Origin of the sequence: Methylobacterium brachiatum (assembly GCF_900113845.1) — a bacterium.
GTDB classification, from domain to species: Bacteria; Pseudomonadota; Alphaproteobacteria; order Rhizobiales; family Beijerinckiaceae; genus Methylobacterium; species Methylobacterium brachiatum.
In genome coordinates this window covers 44,423-68,460 of the sequence record NZ_FOQW01000007.1, presented here as the reverse complement: position 1 = coordinate 68,460, position 24,038 = coordinate 44,423, and the positions used below count along the sequence as shown (strand labels likewise).

The window sequence follows — 24,038 nt, the reverse complement described above, 5'->3', positions numbered from 1 at the left end:
GGTCCGACGGAAAGCGCGCGCGGATCGTCGCGGACTGAGCGTCGAGTCGGATTGCAACCCGGGCGGGAACGGCTTTAAGGCATTTTCGCTCGCCGCCATTGGTATCGGGCCGCGCTGTAAGCCCGCGCTGTCCCGTCGGCTCACGCGGCGCGTGTGGAGCGCGCGGCCGCTGCAGCCGGCCGGCGCGCGATCGGATCGCCCCGGGCCCGATGGGCCGGCAGAACGTCAGGAAACCGGAATCGTCATGGCGCGCACCACGTCCACGAAGCTCCCGCTCTGTGCCCTGGCGCTCACGCTGCTGGCCGGCGCGTTTGGCTCGGAAGCCCGTGCGGATGCGACCCTCGACCGGATCAAGGGCCGGCAGAAGCTGACGGTGGGCATCATCCTGTCGGGCGCGCCCTTCGGCTACATCGATCCGCAGAGCCGCGCCGAGAAGGGCTTCAACATCGATCTGGCGAAGGCGCTGGCCGAGAAGCTCGGCGTCAAGGTCGAGCTTGTCACCGTCACGCCGCCCAACCGGGTGCAGTTCCTGCAGCAGGGCAAGGTCGATGTCCTGATCGCCAACATGCAGTTCACCGAGGATCGCGCGAAGATCATGGATCACGTGCAGACCCCGTACGACCGGGCCGGCGGGGCCGCGCTCGGCCGCAAGGACAGCGGGATCAAGGATTGGACGGACCTGAAGGGCAAGCCGGTCTGCATCTCGCAGGGCTCGAACTACGCGCAGCCCCTGGCCGACACCTACGGCGCCGAGGTGAAGGGCATTCCGAGCCAGCCGGAATCCATGTTGGCGCTCCAGGGCGGCAATTGCGTCGTCGCCGTCCACGTCGCCCCGACGATCAAGCTGCTGCTCGCCGACCGCCCGGACGCGTGGAAGGACTACGCCATCGTCATCCCGACCGAGCTGGAGCCGGCCGATTCGGTGATCTGGCTGCGCAAGGGCGAGCGCGACACCGGTGCGGCCCTCGACGCGGCGGTGCGTGAGCTGCACGCGTCGGGAGCCATGCTGGAGATGGCCAAGGCGAACCGCCTGGTCGATCCGACTTTCCTGGAGGAGGCACGGCGCAAATACGCCGCGCCCGCCAAGCCGTGATCGCGTCGCTGCCGGCATGATCGACCAAGCCGTCCGGACCTTCGTCGCCCTCGCGGGCGAGGTCGGCCTGCACTACGACTTCCTCCTGAGCCCGTCCGAGGTCCGGCCCTGGATCGCCGGTATGGGCACGACGCTCCTGCTCGTGCTCCTGGCGATCCCGCTGAGCCTCGCCGCGGGCGTGGCCTTCGCGGCGGCTCTCACTTCGGGCCGCCCCTGGCTCGCCGGACCGGTGCGGGCCTATGTCGAGCTCACCCGCAACACCCCGACCCTCGTCCAGCTCATGTTCGCGTTCTTCGCGCTCAACATGCTGCTGTCGAAGGCGCTCGGCGGCGCGGCGAACAACCCGTTCACGCCGTTCTTCTGGGTGGTGGCGGTGACCGGGCTCCACATCGCCGCCTTCCACGCGGAGGCCCTGCGCGGCGGGATCGAGGCCGTGCCCGCGGCCATGGTCGAGACCGCCCACGCCATCGGCTTCTCTGCGTTCGAGGTCCTGCGCTACGTGACGCTGCCGCTCGCCCTGCGCACGGCCATGCCGGCCATCGTGAACAACCTGGTCAACCTGGTGAAGCTGACCACCATCGGGTCGGCGATCGCCGTGGGCGAGGTGACCTACGCCTCGATCATGATCTGGACGCAGCGCGACAACGTCCTCGAGCTGATGATCGTGATCCTGCTGTTCTTCGGGTTCATCAACACGGTGCTGTCGCAGATCGGCCGCTACGTGGAGCGCCGGCTCGCGGTCCCGGGATACGGCGTTTGAGCACCGCGGCGCTCCCCGCGCGCGGCCGTGCCGCCCTCGGCCCGGCCTGGGCCTGGCTGGCGCTCGTCGCCGCCGGCTTCCTGCTGTGGACGGTGCTCGACGCCCGCCTCGCCCGGGACCTGCTCGACTGGCTGCCCTACCTCGCCTCGGGCTTTGCCATGAACATCCTGATCAGCGTGCTCGCCATGAGCGCGGGCACGCTCGCGGGCGTCACGCTGGGGGCGATGGAGCTGTCGGCCTCGCGGCTCGTGCGGGCGCCGGCGGTGGCCTACGTCCAGGTCTTCCGCAACGCGCCGCACCTCGTGCTGATCTTCGCCACGACGTACATCTTCCCGTTCGAGATCGTGGTGGCCGGCAACTACCTGCCGTTTCCGGACTGGTTGAAGGCGGTGTTCGGCCTCGCCATTCCGGCGAGCGCCTACGTGGCCGAGATCGTCCGCGGGGCGATCCAGTCGGTCCCGACCACCCAGTGGGACGCCGCCAAGGGCGTCGGGATGTCCCGGGGCCAGACCCTGCGCTGGATCATCCTGCCCCAGTGCCTGCGCCGGGCGCTGCCCCCCTGGATGAACCTCTACGCCTCGATCACCATGAGCACGGCCCTGGCCTCCCTGGTCGGCGTCCACGAGCTGCTGCACGCCGCCACCGACGCGAGCACGGCGGTGCGCCGCGACGACTTCACCATCGCGGTCTACCTGACGGTGCTCGCCGCCTTCTTCCTCTTCTGCTTCCCGATCTCGCGCCTGACGCGGCGTCTCGAACGCCGCTTCGCCCCGCGCTGAAGGCTGTACCCCGCCCCATGGCACAGGATTCCACCGCCCGGCCGATCCTCGTCGAACTGCAGGACGTCCACCTGTCCTTCGGGGCGGCCGAAGTCCTCAAGGGCATCGATCTGACGGTCGCGAAGGGGGACGCGGTCTCGATCATCGGCCCGTCCGGATCGGGCAAGTCCACGATCCTGCGCTGCATCAACGGCCTCGCCCAGCCGCAGGCGGGGCGGATCACCGTGGCCGGGACCCGGGTCGACACCCTGCGCAATGAGGCCGAGCGGATCGCCCTGCGCAAGCGCATCGGCATCGTGTTTCAGCAATACAACCTGTTCCCGCACCTCACCGTGCTCGAGAACATCACCATCGCGCCGACCCGCATCCTCAAGGTGCCGCGGGCCGAGGCCGAGGCCCTGGCCCGCGATCTGCTCGCCCGGGTCCGCCTGGCCGACAAGGTGGCGGCCTATCCGGGCGAATTGTCCGGCGGCCAGCAGCAGCGCGTCGCCATCGCGCGGGCGCTGGCCATGCGGCCCGAGCTCGTCCTGTTCGACGAGGTCACGTCCGCCCTGGACCCTGAGATGGTCGGCGAGGTGCTCGCCGTCATCCGCGAGCTCGTCCGCGACGGGCTGACCAGCATCCTCGTCACCCACGAGATGCGTTTCGCCGAGGAAATCAGCGACACGATCGCCTTCACCGAGAACGGCCGGATCGTCGCCCAGGCCCCGCCGGCCGAGCTGTTCTACCGGTCCGGCAATCCGCGCATCCGCCAGTTCATCGGCGGCTTCCAGGGCTACCGGGACGCCGTGCAGGATCGGGAGGGAATCTGATGCCGAACCCGCGCACCGCCGCCCTCGCCGAGGCGATCGTCGCCTCGCGCCCGGAGGCCGATCCCGCCGCCATGGGTGCGGCGCGGATCGCGCTGGTGGACTTCCTCGCCTGCGCGCTGGCCGGCAGCACCGACCCGTCGCTCACGACGTTACGCGGCGTGTTCGGCGATGCCCCCGGCCGCGCCCTGGTGATCGGCTCCGCGCAGCCGGCAGACCCGTTCCTGGCGGCCCTCCTCAACGGCCATGCCGGCCACGTGCTCGATTATGACGACGTGCATGCCAGCGTGCGCGGCCACCCGACGACGGTGATCGTCCCGGCGCTGCTCGCCGCCCTCGACCCGGACGCGCTGCCCAGTGCGGACGCGTTCCTGGCCGCCTACCTGGTCGGGCTGGAGACGATGGCGCATCTCGGGCGCGCGATCGGCCCGGCCCATTACGAGCGGGGCTTCCACGCCACCGCCACCCTCGGGCCCCTGGGGGCCGCGGCGGCGATCGCGCATCTGCGCGGCTTCAGCGCCGGGACGACCGCGATCGCCCTGGGGCTCGGCGCGACGCAGGCCGCCGGGCTGCGGCTGCAATTCGGATCGGATGCGAAGCCGCTCCATGCCGGGCTCGCCGCCCGCAACGGCCTGGCGGCGGCGCGCCTCGCCGAAGCCGGCCTGTCCGGCGCCGACGATTGCCTCGACGGTCCGAACGGGTTCCTGCAGGCCTACGGCTTCGGCGACGAGGCGCCCGAGCGGGTGCTCGAAGGTTGGGGCGCTCCCTGGCAGATCGTCCGGCCCGGCCTGACCCTGAAGGCGTTCCCGTGCTGCACGGCGGCCCATCCCGTCGCGGTGGCCGGCCTCGCCCTCCACCGCGAGGGCATCCGCGACCTGGCGCGGGCGACGATCACCTTCCCGCCGGGGGGCGACGCCGCCCTGGTGGTCCGCACGCCGCGCACCGGTATCGAGGCCCGGTTCAGCCCGGAATACATCCTGGCCGCCGCCCTCGTCGACGGTGCAGTCCGGATCGACCATTTCGATGAGCGCCCGGTAAGGCCCGACCTCGCCGCCCTGGCGGCGCGGGTCGAGCGCCGGCACGACCAGACCGCCCGCCGCCTCTCCTCGGATCCGAGCACGCGCTTCGTCGTGGTCGAGCTGACGGACGGGCAGGGCCGGACGCATGAGCGGCGCATCGACGGCCTGCCGGGGCTCGCCGATGCCGACGACAAGTTCCGGGACGCGACCGCCGCATCCGAGGCGTTGCGCACCGTGCCCGATCGCGTGCGCGCCATGCAGGACGCGACGGATCTCGCCCGCCTCCTCGCCTGCCTCGCGCAACCGCGGCAGCCGTAAGCACCCCGGCCGCCCCCGAACCCCAGCCGTGAGCCCGCCCATGACGACGACCCCGCGACAGATGCATCTCGGCCTGTTCCTGCAGGGAGCCGGCCATCACGTCTCGGGCTGGCGCCACCCGCGCGCCGAGGCCGGCAGCGAGAACTTCGACCTCCTGCGCCGGGTGACGCAGATGGCCGAGGACGCCAAGTTCGACATGGTGTTCCTGGCCGACGGCCTCACCAGCGCGGTGGATGCCCACCCGTCGATGATCGCCCGGTTCGAGCCGCTGACGCTGCTCAGCGCGCTGGCCATGGTCACGAGCCGCATCGGCCTCGCGGCGACTTCCTCGACCACCTACGGCGAGCCCTATCACACCGCCCGGGCCTTCGCGTCGCTCGACCATCTGAGCGGCGGACGCGCGGCCTGGAACGTCGTCACCACGTCCTACGCGCGCACCGCCAACAACTTCTCCAAGGAGCATCCGGCACACGACGAGCGCTACGCGGTCGCCGAGGAATTCGTCGACGTGGTCTGCGGCCTCTGGGACAGCTGGGACGACGACGCCTTCGTGAAGGACAAGGCGCGGGGCATCTACGCCGACCCCGCGAAGGTACGGGTGCTCGACCATGTCGGCCGCTACTTCCGCGCCAAGGGCCCACTCAACATCCCGCGCTCACCGCAGGGGCATCCGATCCTGATCCAGGCCGGCTCATCCGGGCCGGGCCAGGATCTCGCCGCCCGCCGGGCGGACGTGGTGTTCACCGCCCAGCAGACCATCGAGGAGGCCCAAAAGTTCTACGCCAGCCTCCGGCAGCGCGTCGCGGGCTTCGGCCGCGATCCGTCCACGGTGGCGGTCATGCCGGGGATCCTGCCGGTCATCGGCCGGACGCTGGAGGAGGCGAGCGCCAAGCTGATCGAGCTCGACCACTGGACCGACATCGCCAGCGCCATGCCGCTGCTGGAAGAGCGCCTCGGCCATTCGCTGGCACCCTACGACCTCGACGGCCCGCTCCCAGACCTGCCCCTCTCGGACCAGCTGCGCAGCCGCGCCGAGCTTCTCACCGAGCTGGCCCGCCGGGAGAACCTCACCATCCGCCAGCTCGCCCTCCGGGTCGCGGCCGGACGCGGACACCACATGATCGTCGGCACGGCCACCGACGTCGCCGACCGGATGCAGGCCTGGTTCGAGGGCGGCGCGGCGGACGGCTTCAACGTGATGCCCCCCTTCTTCCCCGACGGCCTCAGCGACTTCGTGCGAGAGGTGGTGCCGCTGCTTCAGGAGCGCGGCCTGTTCCGGACGGACTACGAAGGCGCGACCCTGCGGGACCATCTCGGCCTGGCGCGGCCGGAGCCGGAGCAGCGGGCCTCCGCGGGGTAGGGGGGACCAGACCCGGCTGCTCTTCAGAACGCTCCCGGGAGAGGCGGCATCGGTTTCGCGGGCGGGTGGACAAGGGCACGCTGCAGGATCGACCCCGAGCGAGAGCTTCGAGCCCCATGCGTCCGCTGGTTCTGGCCCTGCCGCCTCTTGCGTGCGGCCTACGCTGTTCACGCCTCGGCGCATGAAAAATGGAAAGCCCGCGCCTGCGTCCGGTGGCTGAGGATTGCACAGGCGGATGTTTTCATTTCCCCCGGCGTGGAAGGCTCGGTCTTCGTGTCCGAGCAGTGACTCGATCGATGCGACCCGCGCCGTCATCCCGGGGCCCGGGATCCAGAACCGCCGACATGACAAACTCTACAAACTCTTGCACCGGCAGCGCTTCCGGATTCCGGGCTCGTCTGCGGCGCCTCGGAATGACGGCGCTCTTCATCGGGCTTGGGGATCAGGTTTCGGATCGTGGGTCTTTCGACCCGCGTAGCCCGAAGCCCCCATAGGCCGGGGGAAACGCACGGCGCTTCAAGCGCGTGCTGCCGACCGCGATGCGTGAATCCGCGCATCGGCACGGGGAGGGGGGCTGGCGCCGCACCCTGGGACGCCGACCGGTCTACGGCCTCTCCAGCGCCGGCGGCGCCGCAGGGGCAGAGCGCCCCGTCGCGTCCGGGATGTTCTCCGGATGGGGCCAGCCCTGAACCCTACCGGGCCCGCTCCACCTGGCCGCGGATCTCACCCTTGGGATTCGCGGCGGTGTGGATGTTGAAATAGAGCTTGCCGGCTTCGAGGTCGGCGGCCTTGGCCTCGTCCAGGATCGCTTCGCCGGAGAACGGGCTGCTGGTCGCGGTTACCGGCACGAGGACGCCGGCATTGGCGCCGGGCAGGGCGGGGCCGTGGAAATGCGCGGCCGTGACGGGGCCGGTCAGGCCGCTATAGGTGCCGTTCCAGCTCAGCCGCTTGGTCGCCGGATCGTAGGTCGCCGTCACGGCCCCGGTGCCCTTCGACTCGGTCGCCGGGACTTCACTGCCGCCGCTGAGCGCGGCCCTGTAAGTGATGCTCTCGCCCGCGGCCCGCGCGCCGGACGTCGCCAGCGGTAGGGCGAGGGCGAGGACGGCCACGAATCCGGTTCTGGCAAGGCGTGTCATCGTACGCTCCGCTGCAGCACGGCCCCCGAGCGGGGCCACGTGTCGCAAGATAGGGGGCGGCGCCGCGCGGGTCATCGGGTTACTGTTCGTCCTGGGATAAATGTCCGGCCGCACGCGCCGGTGGGGGCGCAATGGCGATCATGGACGCGGGCGCCCCGGCGAGCGGGCATGGGCGGGAGATCACAGCCCGGGGGATCGTGCTCGGCGCCCTGATCACCATCGTGTTCATGGCCGCCAACATCTATCTCGGCCTGAAGACCGGGATGACGTTCTCGTCCTCGATCCCGGCGGCTTTGATCTCGATGGGTGCGCTTCGCCTCGTCGGCGGCGCCGGCATCCTCGAGAACAACATCGTCCAGACCCAGGCCTCGGCGGCCGGCACCCTGTGCAACGTCATCCTGGTGCTGCCGGGCCTCGTCCTGATCGGCCATTGGCACGGCTTCCCGTTCTGGGAAACGAGCCTGGTCTGCCTGATCGGCGGCTGGCTCGGCGTGGCGTTCTCGATCCCCCTGCGCCGGGCGCTGGTCTCGGGCAGCGACCTGCCGTACCCCGAGGGGGTCGCCGCCGCCGAGGTGCTGCGCGCCGGCCATTCCGAGACCGGCGAGCGCGGGCTGACGACGCTGCTCGCCGCCGCGGCCGGCTCCGGCCTCGTCGCCTTTGCGACCAGCGGCCTGCGCATCCTGGCCGACGGCGTGCTCACGGCGTTCAGTTTCGGCGGCGCCGTGTTCAGCATCGGCAGCGGATTCTCCCTGGCACTCGTCGGGGTCGGCTACCTGGTCGGGATCGGGGCGTGCCTCGCTTTGCTCACCGGCGTGGTGATCGCCTGGGGCATCATGGTCCCGGTTCTCACCGCCCTGACGCCCCAGCCGGGCCTCACCCCCGGGGAGGCCGCGCAGGCGGTCTGGTCGGGACAGGTCCGGCTCGTCGGCGCCGGGATCATCGCGGTCGGCGGGTTCTGGACCGTCGCGACGCTCGTCCGGCCGATCGCCCGCAGCATCCGGTCGGCGCTGGCGGCCGGCGATCCGGCCCGGGCCGCCGTCCGGCAGGACCGCGACCTGCCGCTGCCCCTGGTCGGCGGGGTGGCGCTGGCGCTCTGCCTGCCGCTCGGCGCCCTGTTTGCCGGCTTCGCAGCCGATCTCGGCATCGCCGGCCCGATGCTCGTCGCCGTGGTGGCGGCCGGCCTGCTGTTCTGCCTGGTCTTCGGCGCCGCCATGGCGGCGGTCTGCGGCTACCTCGCGGGCCTGCTCGGCTCCTCGACCAGCCCGATCTCCGGGATCGGCATCCTCACCGCCATGGTCGGCGCCGCCCTGCTGCCGCTGGTCCTCGGGCCGGCCGAGAGCCCTGAGGCGCGGCGCGTCACCGTCGCGCTGGTCCTGCTCGCCGCCTCGGTGATCATCACCGCCTGCTCCATCGCCAACGACAACCTGCAGGACCTGAAGACCGGCCAGATCGTCGACGCCACGCCCTGGCGCCAGCAGCTGGTGCTGATCGTCGGGGTCGCAGTGGGCTCGCTGGTGATCGTGCCGCTGCTGTCGCTGCTCTACGGCGCCTACGGCTTCGTCGGGTCGCTGCCCCGCCCCGGCATGGACCCGGCGCTGGCACTCACCGTGCCCCAGGCCTCGCTGGTCACCCAGATCGCCGACGGAATCGTGGCCCGGACCCTGCCCTGGCCGATGCTGCTGATCGGCTGCGCCCTCGGGGCGGTCATGGTCGGCCTGGAGGTCGCGCTGAAGCGGCGGGCGTTCAGCTTTCCCGCTCTCACCGTCGGCATCGGCATGTACCTGCCGCTCTCCGTCGAGATGACGATCGGGCTCGGCGGCCTCCTCGGCTTCCTGTGCCTGCGCACCCTGCGCCGCAGCGGCGCCGATCGCGAAACCCTGGAGGCCGCCCGCCGCCGCGGCGTGCTGATCGCCTCCGGTTTTCTGGTCGGTGAGAGCTTCGTCGGAATCGGCCTGACCGCGATCGACGCGGCCTCCGGCCGGTCCTCGACCCTCAGCCTGGTCGGCCCGGATTTCGCCCAGACGGCGACCTGGCTGGGCGGCGCGGTGTTTGTCGGGGGATTCTTCGCGGCGATGCGGTTCATCCGCGGTCCCTTCGCAGACCCTGCGCAGAGACGCCCCGTCGGGACCCCCAAATTCCGCGCAGAGAACCGTTGACAGCCCGCGCCCGGCCTCCCTATACCCCGGCCGCTGGTCGCTGCCTTCCGGGGCACGCGCGGCTTGTGGCGGGGTAGCTCAGCTGGTTAGAGCAGAGGAATCATAATCCTTGTGTCGGGGGTTCAAATCCCTCCCTCGCTACCATCAAAACCAGTGACTTAGATCCAAAACTTCATGTGGGTTCTGAGCGTTCTGGCTCCTGGGTCGCAATTGGGTCGCAGAGCTGATCGAAGCCGTTCTGACGACCCACTCCTTCGTGCGACGCCGCAGCGAGGCAATTTCGTTCCTTCGTTCGCAGCCCCGGATCGGGCCGGCAGCGCGCCGCGACCGTATTTCATGCTGCCAGGAGTAATGCGTCGTAACTTGCGAGTGCTAAGCTTCGCAGTTCGCCGTTCATCGCAGTACCTGCTCCGAGAGGTGTCGGCATTTCAAGGCGGCGGTGGAGTTCCGGGGCGTCGTCCGCATGTTCCGCTAACCTCTCGAGTTTCGGATCACTCCGCGGGCACTCTCACGGATTACGAGTGTCCGCCGTCAGCGCTCCTGAGACAGATTGAGGGTCTTCACGAACGGAGGATGACTGGTTCATCGTAGCCCCCAGGAGCGAAGATGAAACAGACGTCCGGGCCGGCACGAAAGCCGGCAGAAGCCGTGATCAAGGATATCCGTCGCGCCACACGCCGGCAGTTCTCGGCCGAGGAGAAGATCCGCATCGTGCTGGAAGGCCTGCGCGGTGAGGACAGCATCGCCGAGCTGTGCCGGCGCGAGGGCATCGCCAGCTCGATGTACTACGGCTGGTCCAAGGAGTTCTTGGAAGCTGGCAAGAAGCGGCTGGCCGGTGACACGGCTCGGGCCGCGACCGCCGACGAGGTCAAAGACCTGCGTCGCGAGGCAGGCGCGCTGAAGGAGGTCGTGGCCGATCTCGTCCTGGAGAACCGCCTGCTCAAAAAAAGCATGAGCGGGGCTGGGGGCGACGAGGCATGAGATACCCGGCCTCCGAGAAGCTGGAGATCATCCGGCTGGTCGAGCAGTCCCACCTGCCGGTGCGCGCCACCCTGGACAAGCTCGGCATCACCCGCTCGACATTCTACCGCTGGTATGACGCCTATAGCCGCGGCGGCCCAGAAGCTCTGGCCGACCGCCCCTCGCGGCCCAGCCGGGTGTGGAACCGTCTGCCGACCGAGGTTCGCGATCAGATCGTCGCTCTTGCACTGTAGGAGCCGGAGCTCAGCCCGCGCGAGCTGGTGGTGCGCTTCACCGACGAGCGGCGCTACTTCGTCTCCGAGGCGACCGTCTACCGCCTGCTCAAAGCTCAGGACCTGATCACCAGCCCGGCCTATATCGTCGTCAAGGCCGCCGACGAGTTCCGCGACAAGACGACCGCGCCAAACCAGCTTTGGCAGACGGACTTCACCTACCTGAAGGTGGTGGGCTGGGGCTGGTACTACCTGTCGACGATGCTCGATGACTTCTCGCGCTACATCGTGGCGTGGAAGCTGTGCACGACGATGCAGGCCAGTGACGTCACCGCCACGCTCGACTTGGCGCTGACCGCCGCTGGCCTCGATCAGGTGCAGGTCGTGCATCGCCCGAGGCTGCTGACCGACAACGGGTCGAGCTACGTCGCAACCGATCTGGCCGACTGGCTCGGCAGCCGCGGGATGACACACATCCGCGGCGCGCCCCGTCATCCTCAGACGCAGGGCAAGATCGAGCGCTGGCACCAGACCGCTCAAGAACCGCATCCTGCTCGAACACGCCTACCTGCCCGGCGAACTGGAGGCGCGTGTGACCGCCTTCGTCGAGCACTACAACCATCTTCGGGCTCACGAGAGCCTGGACAACCTCACCCCTGCCGACGTCTACCTCGGCCGCGGCGAGGACATCTTGCGCGAGCGCGCACGGATCAAGCGTCAGACCCTCGCCGATCGCCGCTTGCGCCATCACGCACAGGCTGCCTAACCTCTCCCAGATGGACCAGAGCCTCCGTTCCTGAGCGTCCCGAACCGTCTCAAATCATCTGACGACAGACACCCAGCGCATGCTGGGACATAACTGGCGTGATCCTAAAAGCGTCGAGACAGTTCAGCGGGTCGGCAGGCATTCCCTTAGCGCTGGCCCGGACCGGCCGGGGGGCGGAGCATTTGCGAAATGACTTCGACCACCGCCAATGAAGACGGTCCTCGGGCGCGCAGCGAAGCGGTGGCGTACCATGGCATCTGCGCGACATCGATCGAGGCCGCGCAGATGCCTCAGTACCTCAAGTGAAATCAGACTTCACCCAGTCGCCCCAACGCAATACTACGCGGTCGTCTACATTATGCAACACGTGGACACCATTCATTAGGCACTCAAGGACGAGATGTGCCGACGGCTTGGTGTAGTAGGCGTGGTCGCCCAATTCCAGCAACGAGTCGTCGTCGCTGAGCTTAAGGGTTAGTTCCACGATGCTCTTACCGTCGATGACAGTTTCATCGGCTGGGTCAGCCTTCGCGACACCCTCGCGGGCAGCGGTCAGGGCGTATAGCAGCACCCGCTCACGCCTCGCCCTAAGCCTGCTCTCCGCCAGCTTGTATCCCTCCGCGAACGTTGTCAGCGGGCGTTGAATACTCCCTGATTGTGGGCGTCGAAAATTCCCTGGTCGGTGCCCGGGCCTGAGAGCTCGCAGGGCACCCCGCGCTCTCAGGCTTATCCATCCTGCGCCACCATGCCGGCCGATGCGTATCGGTCGGGAGCGACGAGGATGGTCCTGCTGGGAGAACTCCTCATGATCCTCGACCTTCACCGACAGGGCCTGTCGGTTACCGCCATCGCCCGCCGGACAGGGCGTGATCCGAAGACGGTCCGGAAGTACATCGCGCGCGGCCTCGAACCGCCCGCCTACGGTCCACGCCAAGCCGGACGCCCGAGCAAGCTCGCCCCCTACCTCGTCTACCTGCGCGAGCGCGTCGCTGCCTTCCCCGATCTCAGCGCCGTGCGCCTGACCCGCGAGCTGCGGGAGCGCGGCTATACAGGGGCCTACACCGCCGTAAAGCGGTTCGTGGCCGCGATCCGGCCGCCCGAGGCCAAGCCCTACGAGGTTCGCTTCGAGACGCCGGCGGGCCAGCAGGCGCAGGTCGACTTCGCTCGTTTCGTCGTCACCTTCACAGACGCACCGGGCGCGACCTGCATCGTCTGGCTGTTCTCGCTCGTGCTCGGCCATTCCCGGCATATCGAGGCACGCTTCGTCCTGCATCAGGACCTGCAGACCCTGATGCGCTGTCACATCCAGGCGTTCGCCGCGATTGGCGGCGTGCCGATCGAGATCCTCTACGACCGCATGAAGACGGCAGTCACCGGCGAGGAGGCGGACGGCCATATCGTCTACAATCGATCCTTGCTGGCGCTGGCCAAACACTACGGCTTCCTGCCGCGTGCCTGCCGGCCGTACCGGGCCAAGACGAAGGGCAAGGTCGAACGGCCGTTCTCCTACATCCGCCAGGACTTCTTCCTGGCCCGCTCCTTCCGCGACCTCGACGACCTGAACCTCCAACTCCGGACTTGGCTCGACACCATCGCCAACGTCCGCCTGCATGGCACCACGCAGCGAATCGTCTCAGAGGCCCTCGCCGCCGAGAAGCCCGAGTTGCAGCCGCTGCCCGCTGTGCCCTTCGACGTCCTGCTCAAGCTCGAACGGCGCGTCAGCCACGACGGCCTCGTCTCGATCGGCGGCAACTACTACAGCGTGCCGGATCGGACGCGGCGCGTCGTCGAAGTGCACCAGTTGCCCGACACGATCCGCATCCTCGACGGCGGCCGGCTCGTGGCGAGCCACCCGATCCTGGAGGGACGGCGCCAATACCGCGTCGATCCCGAGCATCGGCAGGGAGGAGCTGCCCGGGCCATGCGGCACGGCCATCCCGACAGCCTGCCGATCGCTCGGAGTGGCGATCATGTCGCGCAGCGCTCCCTGACCGTCTACCAAGCCGTCGGCGAGCGGCTCGCCGCCGGGATCGGGGTCCGGTCATGACCCGCACCGCCACCTCCCATGCCGCCACGACCCTCGACAGGATCAAGCACAGCCTGGTCGGCTTGCGCATGCCGCGAGCCCTGGAAGTCCTCGACGCCACGGCCCGGCGCATCGAGCAGGGCGAGATCGATGGGATCACCGCCCTCGACGAGATCCTGATGGAGGAACTGACGCTGCGCGAGAACCGCCGGGTGAAGACCGCCCTGCTGGTCGCACGCTTGACGACGATCAAGACGCTCGCCGGCTTCGACTTCACCTTCCAGCCCTCCCTCGACCGGGAGCGGATCATGGCGCTGGCGGAACTGACCTTCATCGACCGGGCCGAGGTCGTCCATCTCCTCGGGCCGCCCGGCACCGGCAAGAGCCATCTGGCCACGGCGCTCGCCGTCGAGGCCGTGAAGGCCGGGCGCAGCGTGGTGTTCTCGACGCTGGCCGATCCGATCGCGTCGCTGGCCAAGGCCGAGCGCGACGGCGCGTTGCGCGAGCGGATCCGCTACCTCAGCCGGGTCTCGCTCTTGGTCGTGGACGAGATCGGCTACCTGCCCGTCGTCCCGGGCGGGGGCAACCTGTTCTTCCAACTCGTCAACGCGCGCTACGAGCGGGGAGCGATGATCCTAACCTCGAACCGCGGCTTTGCCGAATGGGGCGAAGTGTTCGGCGACCCCGTCGTGGCCACGGCCCTGCTCGACCGGCTGCTACACCACGCCGTCGTCATCCAGATCGAAGGGGCGAGCTACCGATTGCGCCAGCACGGCGATCTGATCCCCGAGCACGTGCGTTCGAAAGCGCTGATCACCCCGCCGCCGGTTCCACGACGTCGCGGCCGGCCACCCAAGAAGGCGACCCTTGATCATATCGCCGGCTGATCACCGATAGCCACCGAACCCGCCGGGTAGGGAATTTTGAAAGCCCATAATTGCGGAGACTTCGGCGCCCGTTGACAACCCTCATCGACCCCGTGAAGGGGCACGCCCGCATCGAGATCTGGGGGTATGACAAGGCCGGCCGGCGTGTGCTGAAGGCCGGCCGCTCGGTCGAGTTCGACACCGGGCAGGTGCACCTCAACAAGCTTGAGATCGTGCCCGAGCACCAGGGGAAGCTGCACAGCCGGTTCCTGCTCAGGAACGCCTATGTGCTGGCCAAGGCCCTCGGCTTCGGGAGGCTCGCGTTGTCGGCGATGGACAACGGGTCCTACGTCTGGGCCAGGGCGGGCTTCTACCCGTGGGAGGACACCTGGAACGACCCGGGCGACGGGCAGGTCCGGGACACGCTCCTGCGCTACATCGAGCAGTTGCCGCCGGACGAGGTCGACTGGCGGCTCAAGGCCGACATCTACGACGTCGTCAACGACGACGACCCGAGGACGATCTGGGCCCTCTCCGCCCTTCCCGGGCAAGTCAGTTCACGCCTGAAGCCGGGGGAGAAGGTGAGGCTGGGCTGGGCCATGCTCGTCGAGAGCGGCGCCACGTGGCAGGGCCACCTTCCGTTCGCGACCGATCCCGAGGCGGAGGCCCGACTGAGAAGCTACCTTGCGAAACTCACGAACGCTGCGAGGCCATAGGCTTCCGCCGGCTCGGTACGTCGAGGCTCCTCCCGGGCTTCCTTCGGCATGGGCTGCGGCACGTACCCGAACCAGCGCTCGATACGTTCCGGGGTGAACCCCTTCCTGCGGAGGACGTCTGCAGCGGTACGGTCCTCGACGGAGTTCCGCTCGGGTCGCTCGTGGTCCAGACGCAGGAGAGCCTCGGCCATCCCGATGGTGGCATCTTCGAGCTTCGGATCGTCCATGACATGCCTCCTGGTTCGAGAGCGGCGTCAGGGGCGGCGCGCGTCAGTCACCATACTAGCCCAGGTGATGAAAGTATGGACCCACCTTGATGTAATCAACTCTGCATCCCCGGCAATCGCTTCGGCAAGGTCTAAGGCAGGTCACGCCGGATGCCGCCGTGGCGGGACCGTCACGCCGACGGTCCGCCGCCAGCTTAAGGAACAAAAGGGGTCCAGGTCGCATAACCCATGATCTTGGCCGCGGTTGCCGTCAGCCGGCCCGGACCCTGCTGGCCGTCCTGCAGGGACACGTTCCACGCGACGGCATGCGGTCGGGAGATGGCCGGTGAAGTGCGAGATCGAGTTCCTCGCGGTGGGTGACGCCGCCAAGGCCGGCGACGCCATCGTCGTCCGATACGGCGAACCAGACGCTTTTGGCCTGATGCTCGTTGACGGCGGGCATGCTGCCACCGGCGACCGAATTGTGAGGCATCTCCGACGGAACTTCACCTCCCGGGTGTTCCTCGAACATGTGGTGCTCACCCATTCGGACGGCGACCATGCCTCCGGGCTGAGGACCGTGCTCCGCGAGGTACCGGTACGTAACCTCTGGCTTCACGTGCCTTGGCTCCTCGCGGAGCAATCCCGGCACCTCTTCCTCGACAAGCGCTTCTCCGAGGAAGGACTCCGGAAGAAGCTCCTGGCCGAGTACGACATCGTCGCGGAGATCCTCGACCTCGCGGCGGAGGCCGGCTGCAAGCTTCACTTCCCGTTCGCCGGGGAGCGGATCGGCCCGTTCACGGTCCTGTCGCCGAGCCTGGAGGCCTACCGGTACCTCCTGCCCCAGTTCGACAGGACGCCCGCGGCCGACCAAGTCGCCATCGAGCAGGCGGGCATGTGGATCGGCAAGCGGACCGCGCTCGACCGTGTGCTGGAAGCCGCCCGTGCCAAAGTCCACAGCTGGACCACGGAACGCTGGGACGCGGAGCGGCTCAGGAACGGGGGCCTCACGAGCGCGAGCAATGAGTCCAGCGTCGTCCTCTACGGCTCCTTCGAGAAGGGCCCGGTGCTGCTCACCGGCGACGCCGGCATCAATGGCCTGACCTGGGCCGCCGATGCCGCCGACGCGCTCGGCTTGCCGCTCCGGCGTTTCCGCTTCGTGCAGATCCCGCATCACGGAAGCCGACGCAACGTCGGCCCGGACATCCTCGACAGGCTGCTCGGCCCGAAGTTGGCCGAAGGCTCCGCGCCCCGTTTCAGCGCCTACGTATCAGCCCCCGCCGAGGATGCGGACCATCCCCGCAGGATCGTGCTCAACGCCTTCAAGCGCCGGGGCGGAAAGATCATCGCCACGCAGGGCAAGGACAAGTGCCACAACGCCGGCTTCCCGGGACGGGCCGGATACGGGCCTTCGGAGGAGATGCCCTTCTTCACCAGGGTGGAGGAGTACACGTGACGAAGGAGGCGCCCCCCAAGTCCCTCAAGGACCAGAACCGGGCGGCCCTCTGGACGACCATCGCGGCCAACCTCGCGGCCCTCTACGGCTTCTCCCAGTATGAAGCTATGGCGACCATGGGCCTCAAGGGCTTGATCGCCGGCGCCACCGGCCTCGTCCCGATGGCCGTCGCACTCATCGCCACCACCTTGGCGAACGGTTTCCTCAGCGCCGAAACCAAGGCCCGCCTCGTCTTCCTTCATTGGAGGCACGCGCTCCCCGGCCATCGGGCCTTCAGCGTGTTCGCCGTCGCCGACCCGCGGATCGACGTGGAGGCGCTCCGAAAACTCCTCGGCAAGGGCTGGCCGACGACCCCCGAGGACGAGAACCGCGTCTGGTACCGCTTCTTCAAGGAGACCGAGAACGATCCGGTCATCCTGTGGGCGCACCGCGAGTTCCTGTTCACCAGGGACTATGCCGGCTTCGCGGCCTTGTTCCTCGTCATGTTCGGCGTCGCCGCGGCCTTCACGGTACGGCCGGCATCGGTATTGGCCGTCTACTTGGCCCTCCTTGTGCTCCAACTCGTGATCGCCCGGCACGTAGCGGCGACCTACGGAAACCGGCTGGTGTGCACGGTCCTGGCGAGGCGCGGCGCCGCGCCGGTTAAGGCACCCGCGTCCGGCAGGAAGGCTCCCAGGAAGGAGCAGTCCAAGGCTCCCTAACCCTGCACGCCGGTCGCGTCGACCGACCCCCTCCCAGGCCGGCTGTGCCCTGCCAGTGTCGCGCGCATCATGCCCTCGTACAGGATGCAGGCAGGCGCATCGGCTGACCGCCTGATGCGGCGCGGCCTGTTCGGCCTCGGCGAAGCCCCGCCTCTGACGATGAGCCTCCACATCGGAATTTTCTGCAAAATCTTAAAAAGGCCTTCTGCAGTAATTTTTGACCACCCAATTCGCATAATAATGCGCGTCGGACGTCGCGTTGGCATCTTCCAGCCATGCCCCACCGGGCACCAGGAGACGACGATGACCCAGCAACACTCCACCATCGAACGGACCGTCACCGACATCATGACCCAGGCGCTCGCCGCCTCCGGCCGCCCGGGGGAAATCCTCTCCGCCGTCGCGCGGCTGCTGCGTCCGAAATCCGGCGAGAAGGCCGTGGGCCGGCGGAAGCTGAACCCCACGGAGGCGCGCGCGGCGGCGGCCTGCATCACCAGCCAGGCCGACCGCCTCGGCGTGTCCGTCACGGAGGTGTGCCGCGCCGCCAAGGTGGCCGCCGGCGCCAACAACTACCGCCCGTTCCACCTCAACAAGGCCGAGTTCTCCGCCCTCGCGGACGGGGTCGCTCCCGAACGAAAGTTCAGCGGCTCGATCCACCACTACCACCGCATGGTCGTCGAGCTTGCCCGTCTCGCCGCCGCGAGCGGCAACGAGGTCGACGTGGCGGGCCTGCTCGACGAGATGGGGGAGGCGCTCGCGAACTTCCTGCAGCCGTGGGTGCCGCAGGTCGAGCGTTCGCGCATGGATAAGCTCGCCGACCACCTGAACAGGCTCGGCGCCTTCTTCGGGCGGCCGCAGCGGGCCGCCGACGGCACCCTCGTCGACCTGCCCGCGTTCTTCGGCACCTGCGAGACCGAGGAACTCGCCTACGATGACCGGACGGGCCGGATGGCCTACCGGGGCGAGGAACCCCAGGAGACCTGGTCCCGCAACCTGCCGCGCGTGATGCTCTTCCCCCATGTCGTGGGTAAGGTGCCGGTCGACTTCTACCAATACGAGGAGCGGGTGGCCGAGGACGGCGGCGTCTCGCGCCTCAGGGGCGCGCGCCGTTCCATGGGGCAGTCCCCCGCGTTCCTCGTCTACGTGGTGTCGCTCTGCCTGACCGGTGCGCCGGGCCAGAAAGTGAAGGCGCGCTTCCTGCTGGAGCCGTGGACGGTCATCGGACGCGGACCCCGCTCGACCGCGACCGATTTCTGGCTCCGCGCGCCCGAGCTTTCGTTCGAAGGCTTCCCCTTCACCGAGCGGAACGGAAGCGACGCCGACGGCCCGTTCAAGATCATGGCTGCCGGGGCGCCTCAGTTCACCTGCAGCGAGTACACCGCCTGGCTGTCCCGCTTCGACGATGACGAGCATCCCGACGATACCGACACGGTCCGGGTCACGGACGTCACCCCGGAAACCTGCGAGACGTTCCTATCCGGAACCCGCTTCACCGGGATGTTCGACTACCGCCAGCGCTGGGCGTCCACCTCGGTCCTGCCGCCGAGCTCGGAGCTGGATGGCCGCGCGCCCTCCGGGGATCTCGCCGACCGTCTGGCCGAGGTGCTCTACCGCGGTGACGAGACCTCCCTCGACCAACTCCTACTCGAACGGGCGGCGGTGTTCGTCCGTGCCCTCGACGAGCACGTCGAGCAATCGGCGGACGCCCAGGCGCGTCGGGAAGCGGCCTTCCTGCGCAGGATGCGCGGATGACCACCCCCGGCACCTGGCAGCCAGGCGCCCGGAAAGCGTAACGGGGACGCGTAGCGCCACGGGTTACGCGTACCCCGCCGAGTCGCACAGCACTCTTCCCGGAAGCCTGGCCGGGGCTGTCCCCGGGATCCACCGGGAATCCGTCACCGAAGGCCCAGGGATTTTACCGAGCTGGTTGATCGGACGGCAGCCGTCGTTACGTTAGCCTTCGACCTTTGTAAGCTGTTCCGCGTAGAGCGGGCGACCGCTTACGCGTACTGGCTGCGAAGTCGGCGCACTCTCTTGGATGGCCGATCAAGGGATCCAAGATCGCTCATGCCGTTACGAATGTGACTTAAAGTCCGTCGTCTTATCGTCCACATCCACGCTCGATGCGTGGGTGAAACGAACCTATCCAGGCGCTCTCCGGGAGATACTCGCGACCAACCTGCGGCGGATGCGGGCAGAGCGGGGCCTCACTCAGGAAGCGCTCGCGGATCTCAGCGAGATCGACCGAACGTATATCAGCGGGATCGAACGGGGTCTGAGAAACCTCTCGATCGACAATCTGGAACGCTTGGCGCGGGCGCTTCGGCTCGAACCCTGGCAGCTTATACGGCGGTCGGACGGCGACCGCTGACACGCGTCCGGAGTCGCTCGATGCGGTTTGCCCCAAGGCGCGTCGATTCAGGTAACGGATCAGGCCGCGCATTGCCGTCGATCAGGCTGACTTCACCATCACAACTGCAGACGAACCTGATCCCGCCGGCTCTGAGGGCGGACAGAACAGCCTGCATCTTTCGCGGGTGGTTACGGGCCGTACCGGCTTCGAGCATCACGACCGTACGCCTCACGACGTGCGCCTTCCGAGCGAGTTCCTCCTGCGTCCAATCCAATAGCACGCGCGCCGCACGAAAGTGGCGCGCGCGAAGAAAGTCGAAACTTTCGCTTGATTTGGACCCAATGTGCATTATCGTCTACAGAGCAAGGCAATGATGATTCGGCGCATCCGATACTGCGCCGTAGACTGACCTGCTTAGGCCGGCGGGATCGGATGCTTTTCCGATACCCTTAAGATCGGCTGATATGGCGGTTTCGTCAAGCAAGACGAGCCGCGTCATTCCTTCGATTGAAGGAATGCGCACGCATGCACGGTATCGTGCCACGTGGCGGAACCCGTTCGATCAGCATTCGCAAGCGCGCGGTCGCCCCAGGACGATCGAGATCGAAGCAGCCACATGATCCAGGAAGCTCCCCTGCCGCATAGGCACGCGTCGCTGTCCGCCCTCCGATGGCGGATGCGTCGAGGCTTTTTAAATGCGAAACGCCTCGACTACGAGGCGTCGGTTCTGGCTTCTGTATACGGTGCTGTTCGACTCGGTGAGGACTTGGAACTCACCGGTCTGCTACGAGAAGTCGGTTTGGGAGAGGACGCGATCTCGGCCCTCCGGTTCCGACAAAATGGCAGCGAATACAGTGTTATCCTTCCGACGGAGCGCACGTGGAAACAAGCGCGTCTGAAGGACCGTGCTTTCGGAGTTGGCCTTCGTGAGTCGGCCGTCGGTCGATCGGTTCTGATCGTGCCGCCTGCAGAGGTCCGATTGCAGCCGCGGCTTCGCAACGCCAAGCGCATCTACCACACCAAAATGGTCCCGGCTTGCGGCGACATGGAAACATTGATCGCCTGTATCAACGCCTGGGGCGACGGGGCTTCGCTCATCGACTGCGAAGCGGCATTGGCCGGGCCGCATCCGCGGAATCGCGTCTTCGGTCTCGTATACGGCGGGCATTTCGCGATGGATCTCATGGTCGGGATTACCGACCAGAGCGTCGTACGGCTCCGGCACCCGCACCCGAACGGGTGTTGGGAAACACTGGGTTGGCGCCCCGTTCACGCAGTCTGATCCCATTCATCGCGGTACCGGAACCGCGTGAACCCGGTCTTCGGCCGCGCAAGGCGAACGCCCGTTCGGACGGCAGCGATCGCGTCGAAGGCCGCACGATCCTCTTCCACATGGAGCCAGCGATGGCTGAAAGCAACATCGTCGTCCAATTCCCAAGCGGTCGGCTGCTCGCAGATGCGTCACCCTCCGGTGGGCAGAAGCAAACCGTCGCCGGCCTGGTGCGAAGCCTCGCGGCTAAGCGGCGCCTACCCACGTCGGCCTCGGAAGAGCCGCTCGCGATCAAGCTGAGCGCGCTCACAGGCCTCGCCGATCCAACCGTCAATTGGCTGACGGCCCTCGCCCACAGCGGCGTCATCACTCCGGCATCAGCCGGAAGGCTTGCTCTGCGGCATTCCGACGAGGTGGCCGCTCGCTGCCCCGGATTGCACAGGGTCGCGAAGAGCGCCGCGCGGTACGCCTTGGCCGTCGCGGGAGACCCGTTCGGGCAGTTCGCTTTCCGGCTGCATGGGAAGGACGCGTGGATCGTGTTCGCACCGGTCGACAGCCTCGGCTTCCTGTCGGAACTCTGCCCCGGTGAGAGGATACAGGCGTGCATGCTCGTCGGATGCGACGCCGAGCGATGGACGACCGTCCGGCTCCTGAATTCCGGCGACTGGCGTCGTCACCTCGGTACGCTTGGCGGGGGTACAAGCCGCTGCGGGTACCATCACGTTCTTCTTCTCGGCGGGTTGCCCTCGCGGGAGCCGGAGCGCTCGGACACGCTGACAGGCATCGAGCGCGCCCTCGGCCAAGGTGGAAACACGCGCTTGGTGTCCTCGACCCTCAGGAAGCGATCCGATGCCGCCGGCTCGGTTCCAGGCCAAGATCCATCGCGCGAAGTGTTGGCGATGATCGAACTCGCTTTCCCGGGCTTGGTGGATGTTCACGTTCCAGCCGGAGGTCCTGAGCGATGACCCGGTCTGGCGACGCGAAAACGAAATCCAAACGGTCCTCATCCGTGAGCGTGGACCGGGCGCGGCGAACGATGATCCGGCGTCTTCTCCGGCGTCTTGACGCGTGCCGCGCCCCCGCATCCGGGTGCACGGATCGCACCGACGTTCTCAAGAATCCCGGTCTCGAAGTGGTCGGTGCGACCATCCTCCTCGGCGCGGCCCTGGCGGCCAATGCCGGCTTGGAGAGGGCGATCCGTAACGCCGCGCCCGTGGTTATCGTCGAAGTCCCGAATGGCCACTGGGTCGAGCCGATGGCGGAGGCTCTCGCTGCCCTCTTCGAGTCGGATATCGAACGTCTGCCGGATCCTACGGGACCCCGCAGGCCCCGGTCCCGCAACAGGCCGGTCGTTATCACGGCAGGAGCCAAGAGCCGTCAGTACGACCCGGATCACCTGGCCCGTATATCTCGGGCCCTACGCGATTACCGCACCTTGATAGGCGTGGCCGGGCCTGTGTGCCCGGCTTTGCCCGACGAGCTTCTGCGAGCGTGCGACGAGCGGCTCGCTGTCGAAAGCTTTGACCCCGAAGCCGTCGAACTGCTTTTGGAGTATGTCGTCGGTACGGCGCCGGACAGACGCCTCTCCGAGGATGAAGCCTCAGAGATCGAACCGCTGGATCTGCGCGTCGCCATCCATCCCGCCCGCGGTGCCGAAGGGTCGCTCGACCGGCTCTCCGCTATCCTGAAAAAGCGTCTTCACCGAAGTCGATCGACGGTCGTGCCGTTGTTGCAGGACCTCGCAGGATACGGTTCCGCCCGCGAATGGGGCCTCGCGGCGGCCGCCGATCTCTCTGCCTATGCCAAACAGACGATCCCATGGTCAGCCTGCGAGCATGCGGTCCTCCTCGCCGGGCCGCCCGGAACGGGCAAGACGTCCTTCGCGGCCGCCCTCGCGCGGCAGGCCGGCGTCCCTTGCCTCTCCGGATCGCTCGCCCAGTGGCAGGCGGCGGGCGAAGCCCATTTGGGCACGACCCTGAAGGCGATGCGCGCCTTTTTCGAAGCGGCGGGGAAGGCAGCCCCTTGTGTCGCTCTGATCGACGAGCTCGACTCGTTCGGAGATCGGCGCAATTTTGCGCATTATGCCCGAGATTACTGGACCCAGTTGGTGAACGGGCTTCTGGAATGCCTCGATGGCGCCGGCGGGCGGGACGGGATCCTGCTTGTCGGTACCACGAACCACCCGGAACGGATCGACCCCGCCATTCTCCGATCGGGACGCTTCGACCGATGGATCACCATCGATCCTCCCTCGATCTCCGATCTCGCCGCGATCCTGCGTCATCATCTCGGGCAGGATCTGGCTGACGCCGACCTGACCGATGCCGCCCGGAGAGCGGTGGGCGGCACGGGGGCGGACTGCGCGGCATGGGTACGCCGAGCCCGCGGCCACGCGCGGCGCGCAGACCGGGCCCTGACGCTGGGAGATCTCATGGCCGAGATCGGCCATGCGGACGAGGCTCCGAGCCAAGCTGACGATAGGCGCGCCGCCGTGCATGAGAGCGGGCACGCTGTCGTCGCACATGCCCTCGGGTTCGAACTTCATGCCGTCACCCTGCACAGCGGTCCCGGCTTGGGTGGCGAGACGAGGCTCAAAGCCAGGGACCGGTATCCGACCGGCCGGGACGTGCGTGATCAACTCGCGGTCTATCTCGCTGGACGTGCAGCTGAGATTCTCGTGCTCGGCGACCCCAGCGTCGGTTCAGCAGCGGATCTCGTCGCTGCAACCGAGCTCTGTGGGCACATGCATTGTCGTTGGGGCCTCGAAGGCCGGATCACCGTTCGCCCCCTCGACCCGATGCCGAACGGTCTCGATGACGCCATCGAGCGTGATCTGCAGCGCGCGTTCGGTGTTGCCATGTCCGTCCTGTCGCAACGGCGTGCCGGCTTGGATCGTCTGACCGAGCTTCTAATCGCGCGGCGCTCACTTGAGAGCATAGAAATCGAGCGCGCGCTGGAGGCGGTCACGTCAGGCGTCACCCCAAGCAACACGACATCCAAAAATCGGCTTTCGAGTCGCTCCGGCTGCGGGACGAAGAGCTGAGACGACACTGCG

The 24,038-nt window shown here is 67.9% G+C and carries 21 protein-coding genes, 1 tRNA gene and 1 pseudogene; 19 read left to right on the top strand and 4 right to left on the bottom strand.

All coding sequences use genetic code 11. The features are described 5' to 3' along the window. Positions 1-244: 244 nt before the first annotated feature. From BMZ47_RS10200 to BMZ47_RS10175, 6 genes are read left to right on the top strand one after another with little or no spacing between them, the layout of a single operon-like run. A complete protein-coding gene (locus BMZ47_RS10200; RefSeq protein WP_091861522.1) occupies positions 245-1,093 on the top strand; it encodes a transporter substrate-binding domain-containing protein in 849 nt (282 codons plus the stop codon). Positions 1,094-1,109: 16 nt separating this feature from the next. After that, positions 1,110-1,853 carry an amino acid ABC transporter permease gene (locus tag BMZ47_RS10195; protein ID WP_091861519.1) on the top strand — a complete coding sequence of 248 codons (744 nt, stop codon included), beginning with the start codon at positions 1,110-1,112 and terminating at the stop codon, positions 1,851-1,853. Between the two features lie 56 nt (positions 1,854-1,909). After that, positions 1,910-2,632, top strand: coding sequence for an amino acid ABC transporter permease (locus BMZ47_RS10190; protein WP_230365211.1), 723 nt, complete (start codon positions 1,910-1,912; stop codon positions 2,630-2,632). 17 nt (positions 2,633-2,649) lie between these two features. After that, the gene (locus BMZ47_RS10185; RefSeq protein WP_091861513.1) at positions 2,650-3,444 is read left to right on the top strand and encodes an amino acid ABC transporter ATP-binding protein; all 795 of its coding nucleotides are present in this window, start codon (positions 2,650-2,652) and stop codon (positions 3,442-3,444) included. Then, positions 3,444-4,778 (top strand): MmgE/PrpD family protein, encoded by a 1,335-nt coding sequence (locus BMZ47_RS10180; RefSeq protein ID WP_091861510.1) that lies wholly within the window; start codon positions 3,444-3,446, stop codon positions 4,776-4,778. The genes BMZ47_RS10185 and BMZ47_RS10180 overlap by 1 nt, the downstream gene beginning before the upstream one ends. Before the next feature lie 40 nt (positions 4,779-4,818). Next, positions 4,819-6,138 (top strand): LLM class flavin-dependent oxidoreductase, encoded by a 1,320-nt coding sequence (locus tag BMZ47_RS10175; RefSeq protein WP_007565667.1) that lies wholly within the window; start codon positions 4,819-4,821, stop codon positions 6,136-6,138. Between the two features lie 692 nt (positions 6,139-6,830). Here BMZ47_RS10175 and BMZ47_RS10170 read toward each other — a convergent pair. Continuing rightward, positions 6,831-7,274, bottom strand: coding sequence for a CHRD domain-containing protein (locus BMZ47_RS10170; protein WP_091861507.1), 444 nt, complete (start codon positions 7,272-7,274; stop codon positions 6,831-6,833). 131 nt (positions 7,275-7,405) lie between these two features. On the opposite strand from BMZ47_RS10170, the gene BMZ47_RS10165 reads away from it, so the two are divergent. The 3 genes and pseudogenes from BMZ47_RS10165 to BMZ47_RS10155 all read left to right on the top strand — a co-directional run bounded on the left by BMZ47_RS10165 (position 7,406) and on the right by BMZ47_RS10155 (position 11,389). Next, positions 7,406-9,430: an OPT family oligopeptide transporter gene (locus BMZ47_RS10165; protein WP_091861504.1), complete on the top strand. Its 2,025-nt coding sequence runs from the start codon at positions 7,406-7,408 to the stop codon at positions 9,428-9,430. A 67-nt stretch (positions 9,431-9,497) separates the two neighbouring features. Then, a tRNA-Met gene (locus tag BMZ47_RS10160) sits at positions 9,498-9,574 on the top strand. A gap of 462 nt (positions 9,575-10,036) precedes the next feature. Further along, positions 10,037-11,389 (top strand): annotated as a pseudogene (locus BMZ47_RS10155) (IS3 family transposase). Between the two features lie 298 nt (positions 11,390-11,687). On the opposite strand, the gene BMZ47_RS10150 reads toward BMZ47_RS10155, so the two are convergent. Next, entirely contained in the window at positions 11,688-11,960 is a 273-nt protein-coding gene (locus BMZ47_RS10150) for a hypothetical protein (protein ID WP_091861500.1), read from the bottom strand. 210 nt (positions 11,961-12,170) lie between these two features. On the opposite strand from BMZ47_RS10150, the gene istA reads away from it, so the two are divergent. The 3 genes from istA (at position 12,171) to BMZ47_RS10135 (ending at position 14,997) form a co-directional block, all read left to right on the top strand. After that, positions 12,171-13,436, top strand: a complete 1,266-nt coding sequence (istA, locus tag BMZ47_RS10145; protein WP_208601031.1) for an IS21 family transposase — start codon at positions 12,171-12,173, stop codon at positions 13,434-13,436. Next, entirely contained in the window at positions 13,433-14,302 is an 870-nt protein-coding gene (gene istB, locus BMZ47_RS10140; protein WP_091861494.1) for an IS21-like element helper ATPase IstB, read from the top strand. The genes istA and istB overlap by 4 nt, the downstream gene beginning before the upstream one ends. A 71-nt stretch (positions 14,303-14,373) precedes the next feature. After that, entirely contained in the window at positions 14,374-14,997 is a 624-nt protein-coding gene (locus BMZ47_RS10135; RefSeq protein ID WP_091861491.1) for a hypothetical protein, read from the top strand. Here the strand turns inward: BMZ47_RS10135 and BMZ47_RS27920 are convergent. Next, the gene (locus tag BMZ47_RS27920) at positions 14,961-15,224 is read right to left on the bottom strand and encodes a hypothetical protein (protein ID WP_122160714.1); all 264 of its coding nucleotides are present in this window, start codon (positions 15,222-15,224) and stop codon (positions 14,961-14,963) included. The two genes, BMZ47_RS10135 and BMZ47_RS27920, sit on opposite strands and share 37 nt — an antisense overlap. 325 nt (positions 15,225-15,549) lie before the next feature. Here BMZ47_RS27920 and BMZ47_RS10130 point away from each other — a divergent pair, with 325 nt between their 5' ends. From BMZ47_RS10130 to BMZ47_RS10115, 4 genes are all read left to right on the top strand, one after another. Further along, the gene (locus BMZ47_RS10130; RefSeq protein WP_091861488.1) at positions 15,550-16,659 is read left to right on the top strand and encodes a ComEC/Rec2 family competence protein; all 1,110 of its coding nucleotides are present in this window, start codon (positions 15,550-15,552) and stop codon (positions 16,657-16,659) included. After that, positions 16,656-17,360 carry a hypothetical protein gene (locus BMZ47_RS10125; RefSeq protein ID WP_091861485.1) on the top strand — a complete coding sequence of 235 codons (705 nt, stop codon included), beginning with the start codon at positions 16,656-16,658 and terminating at the stop codon, positions 17,358-17,360. Before BMZ47_RS10130 ends, BMZ47_RS10125 begins: the two co-directional genes overlap by 4 nt. A gap of 114 nt (positions 17,361-17,474) precedes the next feature. After that, positions 17,475-19,112 carry a hypothetical protein gene (locus BMZ47_RS10120; protein ID WP_139220966.1) on the top strand — a complete coding sequence of 546 codons (1,638 nt, stop codon included), beginning with the start codon at positions 17,475-17,477 and terminating at the stop codon, positions 19,110-19,112. A gap of 379 nt (positions 19,113-19,491) precedes the next feature. Continuing rightward, positions 19,492-19,731 carry a helix-turn-helix domain-containing protein gene (locus BMZ47_RS10115; RefSeq protein ID WP_091861480.1) on the top strand — a complete coding sequence of 80 codons (240 nt, stop codon included), beginning with the start codon at positions 19,492-19,494 and terminating at the stop codon, positions 19,729-19,731. On the opposite strand, the gene BMZ47_RS29310 is transcribed toward BMZ47_RS10115, so the two are convergent. Then, positions 19,703-20,062: a helix-turn-helix transcriptional regulator gene (locus BMZ47_RS29310; RefSeq protein ID WP_122160710.1), complete on the bottom strand. Its 360-nt coding sequence runs from the start codon at positions 20,060-20,062 to the stop codon at positions 19,703-19,705. The two genes, BMZ47_RS10115 and BMZ47_RS29310, sit on opposite strands and share 29 nt — an antisense overlap. Before the next feature lie 267 nt (positions 20,063-20,329). On the opposite strand from BMZ47_RS29310, the gene BMZ47_RS27910 reads away from it, so the two are divergent. Genes BMZ47_RS27910 through BMZ47_RS10105 form a run of 3 tightly spaced genes read left to right on the top strand, consistent with a single transcriptional unit; the run spans position 20,330 to position 24,026 of the window. Next, the gene (locus BMZ47_RS27910; protein WP_139220965.1) at positions 20,330-20,995 is read left to right on the top strand and encodes a hypothetical protein; all 666 of its coding nucleotides are present in this window, start codon (positions 20,330-20,332) and stop codon (positions 20,993-20,995) included. Next, entirely contained in the window at positions 20,971-21,948 is a 978-nt protein-coding gene (locus BMZ47_RS28930; protein ID WP_244536784.1) for a hypothetical protein, read from the top strand. Before BMZ47_RS27910 ends, BMZ47_RS28930 begins: the two co-directional genes overlap by 25 nt. Further along, positions 21,945-24,026: an AAA family ATPase gene (locus BMZ47_RS10105; RefSeq protein WP_244536783.1), complete on the top strand. Its 2,082-nt coding sequence runs from the start codon at positions 21,945-21,947 to the stop codon at positions 24,024-24,026. The genes BMZ47_RS28930 and BMZ47_RS10105 overlap by 4 nt, the downstream gene beginning before the upstream one ends. Positions 24,027-24,038: the final 12 nt, after the last annotated feature.

Coding starts and splice junctions, on each gene's coding strand:
- BMZ47_RS10200 (WP_091861522.1), top strand. CDS start 245: ATGGCGCGCACCACGTCCACGAAGCTCCCGCTCTGTGCCCTGGCGCTC.
- BMZ47_RS10195 (WP_091861519.1), top strand. CDS start 1,110: ATGATCGACCAAGCCGTCCGGACCTTCGTCGCCCTCGCGGGCGAGGTC.
- BMZ47_RS10185 (WP_091861513.1), top strand. CDS start 2,650: ATGGCACAGGATTCCACCGCCCGGCCGATCCTCGTCGAACTGCAGGAC.
- BMZ47_RS10180 (WP_091861510.1), top strand. CDS start 3,444: ATGCCGAACCCGCGCACCGCCGCCCTCGCCGAGGCGATCGTCGCCTCG.
- BMZ47_RS10175 (WP_007565667.1), top strand. CDS start 4,819: ATGACGACGACCCCGCGACAGATGCATCTCGGCCTGTTCCTGCAGGGA.
- BMZ47_RS10170 (WP_091861507.1), bottom strand. CDS start 7,274: ATGACACGCCTTGCCAGAACCGGATTCGTGGCCGTCCTCGCCCTCGCC.
- BMZ47_RS10165 (WP_091861504.1), top strand. CDS start 7,406: ATGGCGATCATGGACGCGGGCGCCCCGGCGAGCGGGCATGGGCGGGAG.
- istA (WP_208601031.1), top strand. CDS start 12,171: ATGGTCCTGCTGGGAGAACTCCTCATGATCCTCGACCTTCACCGACAG.
- istB (WP_091861494.1), top strand. CDS start 13,433: ATGACCCGCACCGCCACCTCCCATGCCGCCACGACCCTCGACAGGATC.
- BMZ47_RS27920 (WP_122160714.1), bottom strand. CDS start 15,224: ATGGACGATCCGAAGCTCGAAGATGCCACCATCGGGATGGCCGAGGCT.
- BMZ47_RS10120 (WP_139220966.1), top strand. CDS start 17,475: ATGCGGCGCGGCCTGTTCGGCCTCGGCGAAGCCCCGCCTCTGACGATG.
- BMZ47_RS29310 (WP_122160710.1), bottom strand. CDS start 20,062: ATGCACATTGGGTCCAAATCAAGCGAAAGTTTCGACTTTCTTCGCGCG.
- BMZ47_RS27910 (WP_139220965.1), top strand. CDS start 20,330: ATGATCCAGGAAGCTCCCCTGCCGCATAGGCACGCGTCGCTGTCCGCC.
- BMZ47_RS10105 (WP_244536783.1), top strand. CDS start 21,945: ATGACCCGGTCTGGCGACGCGAAAACGAAATCCAAACGGTCCTCATCC.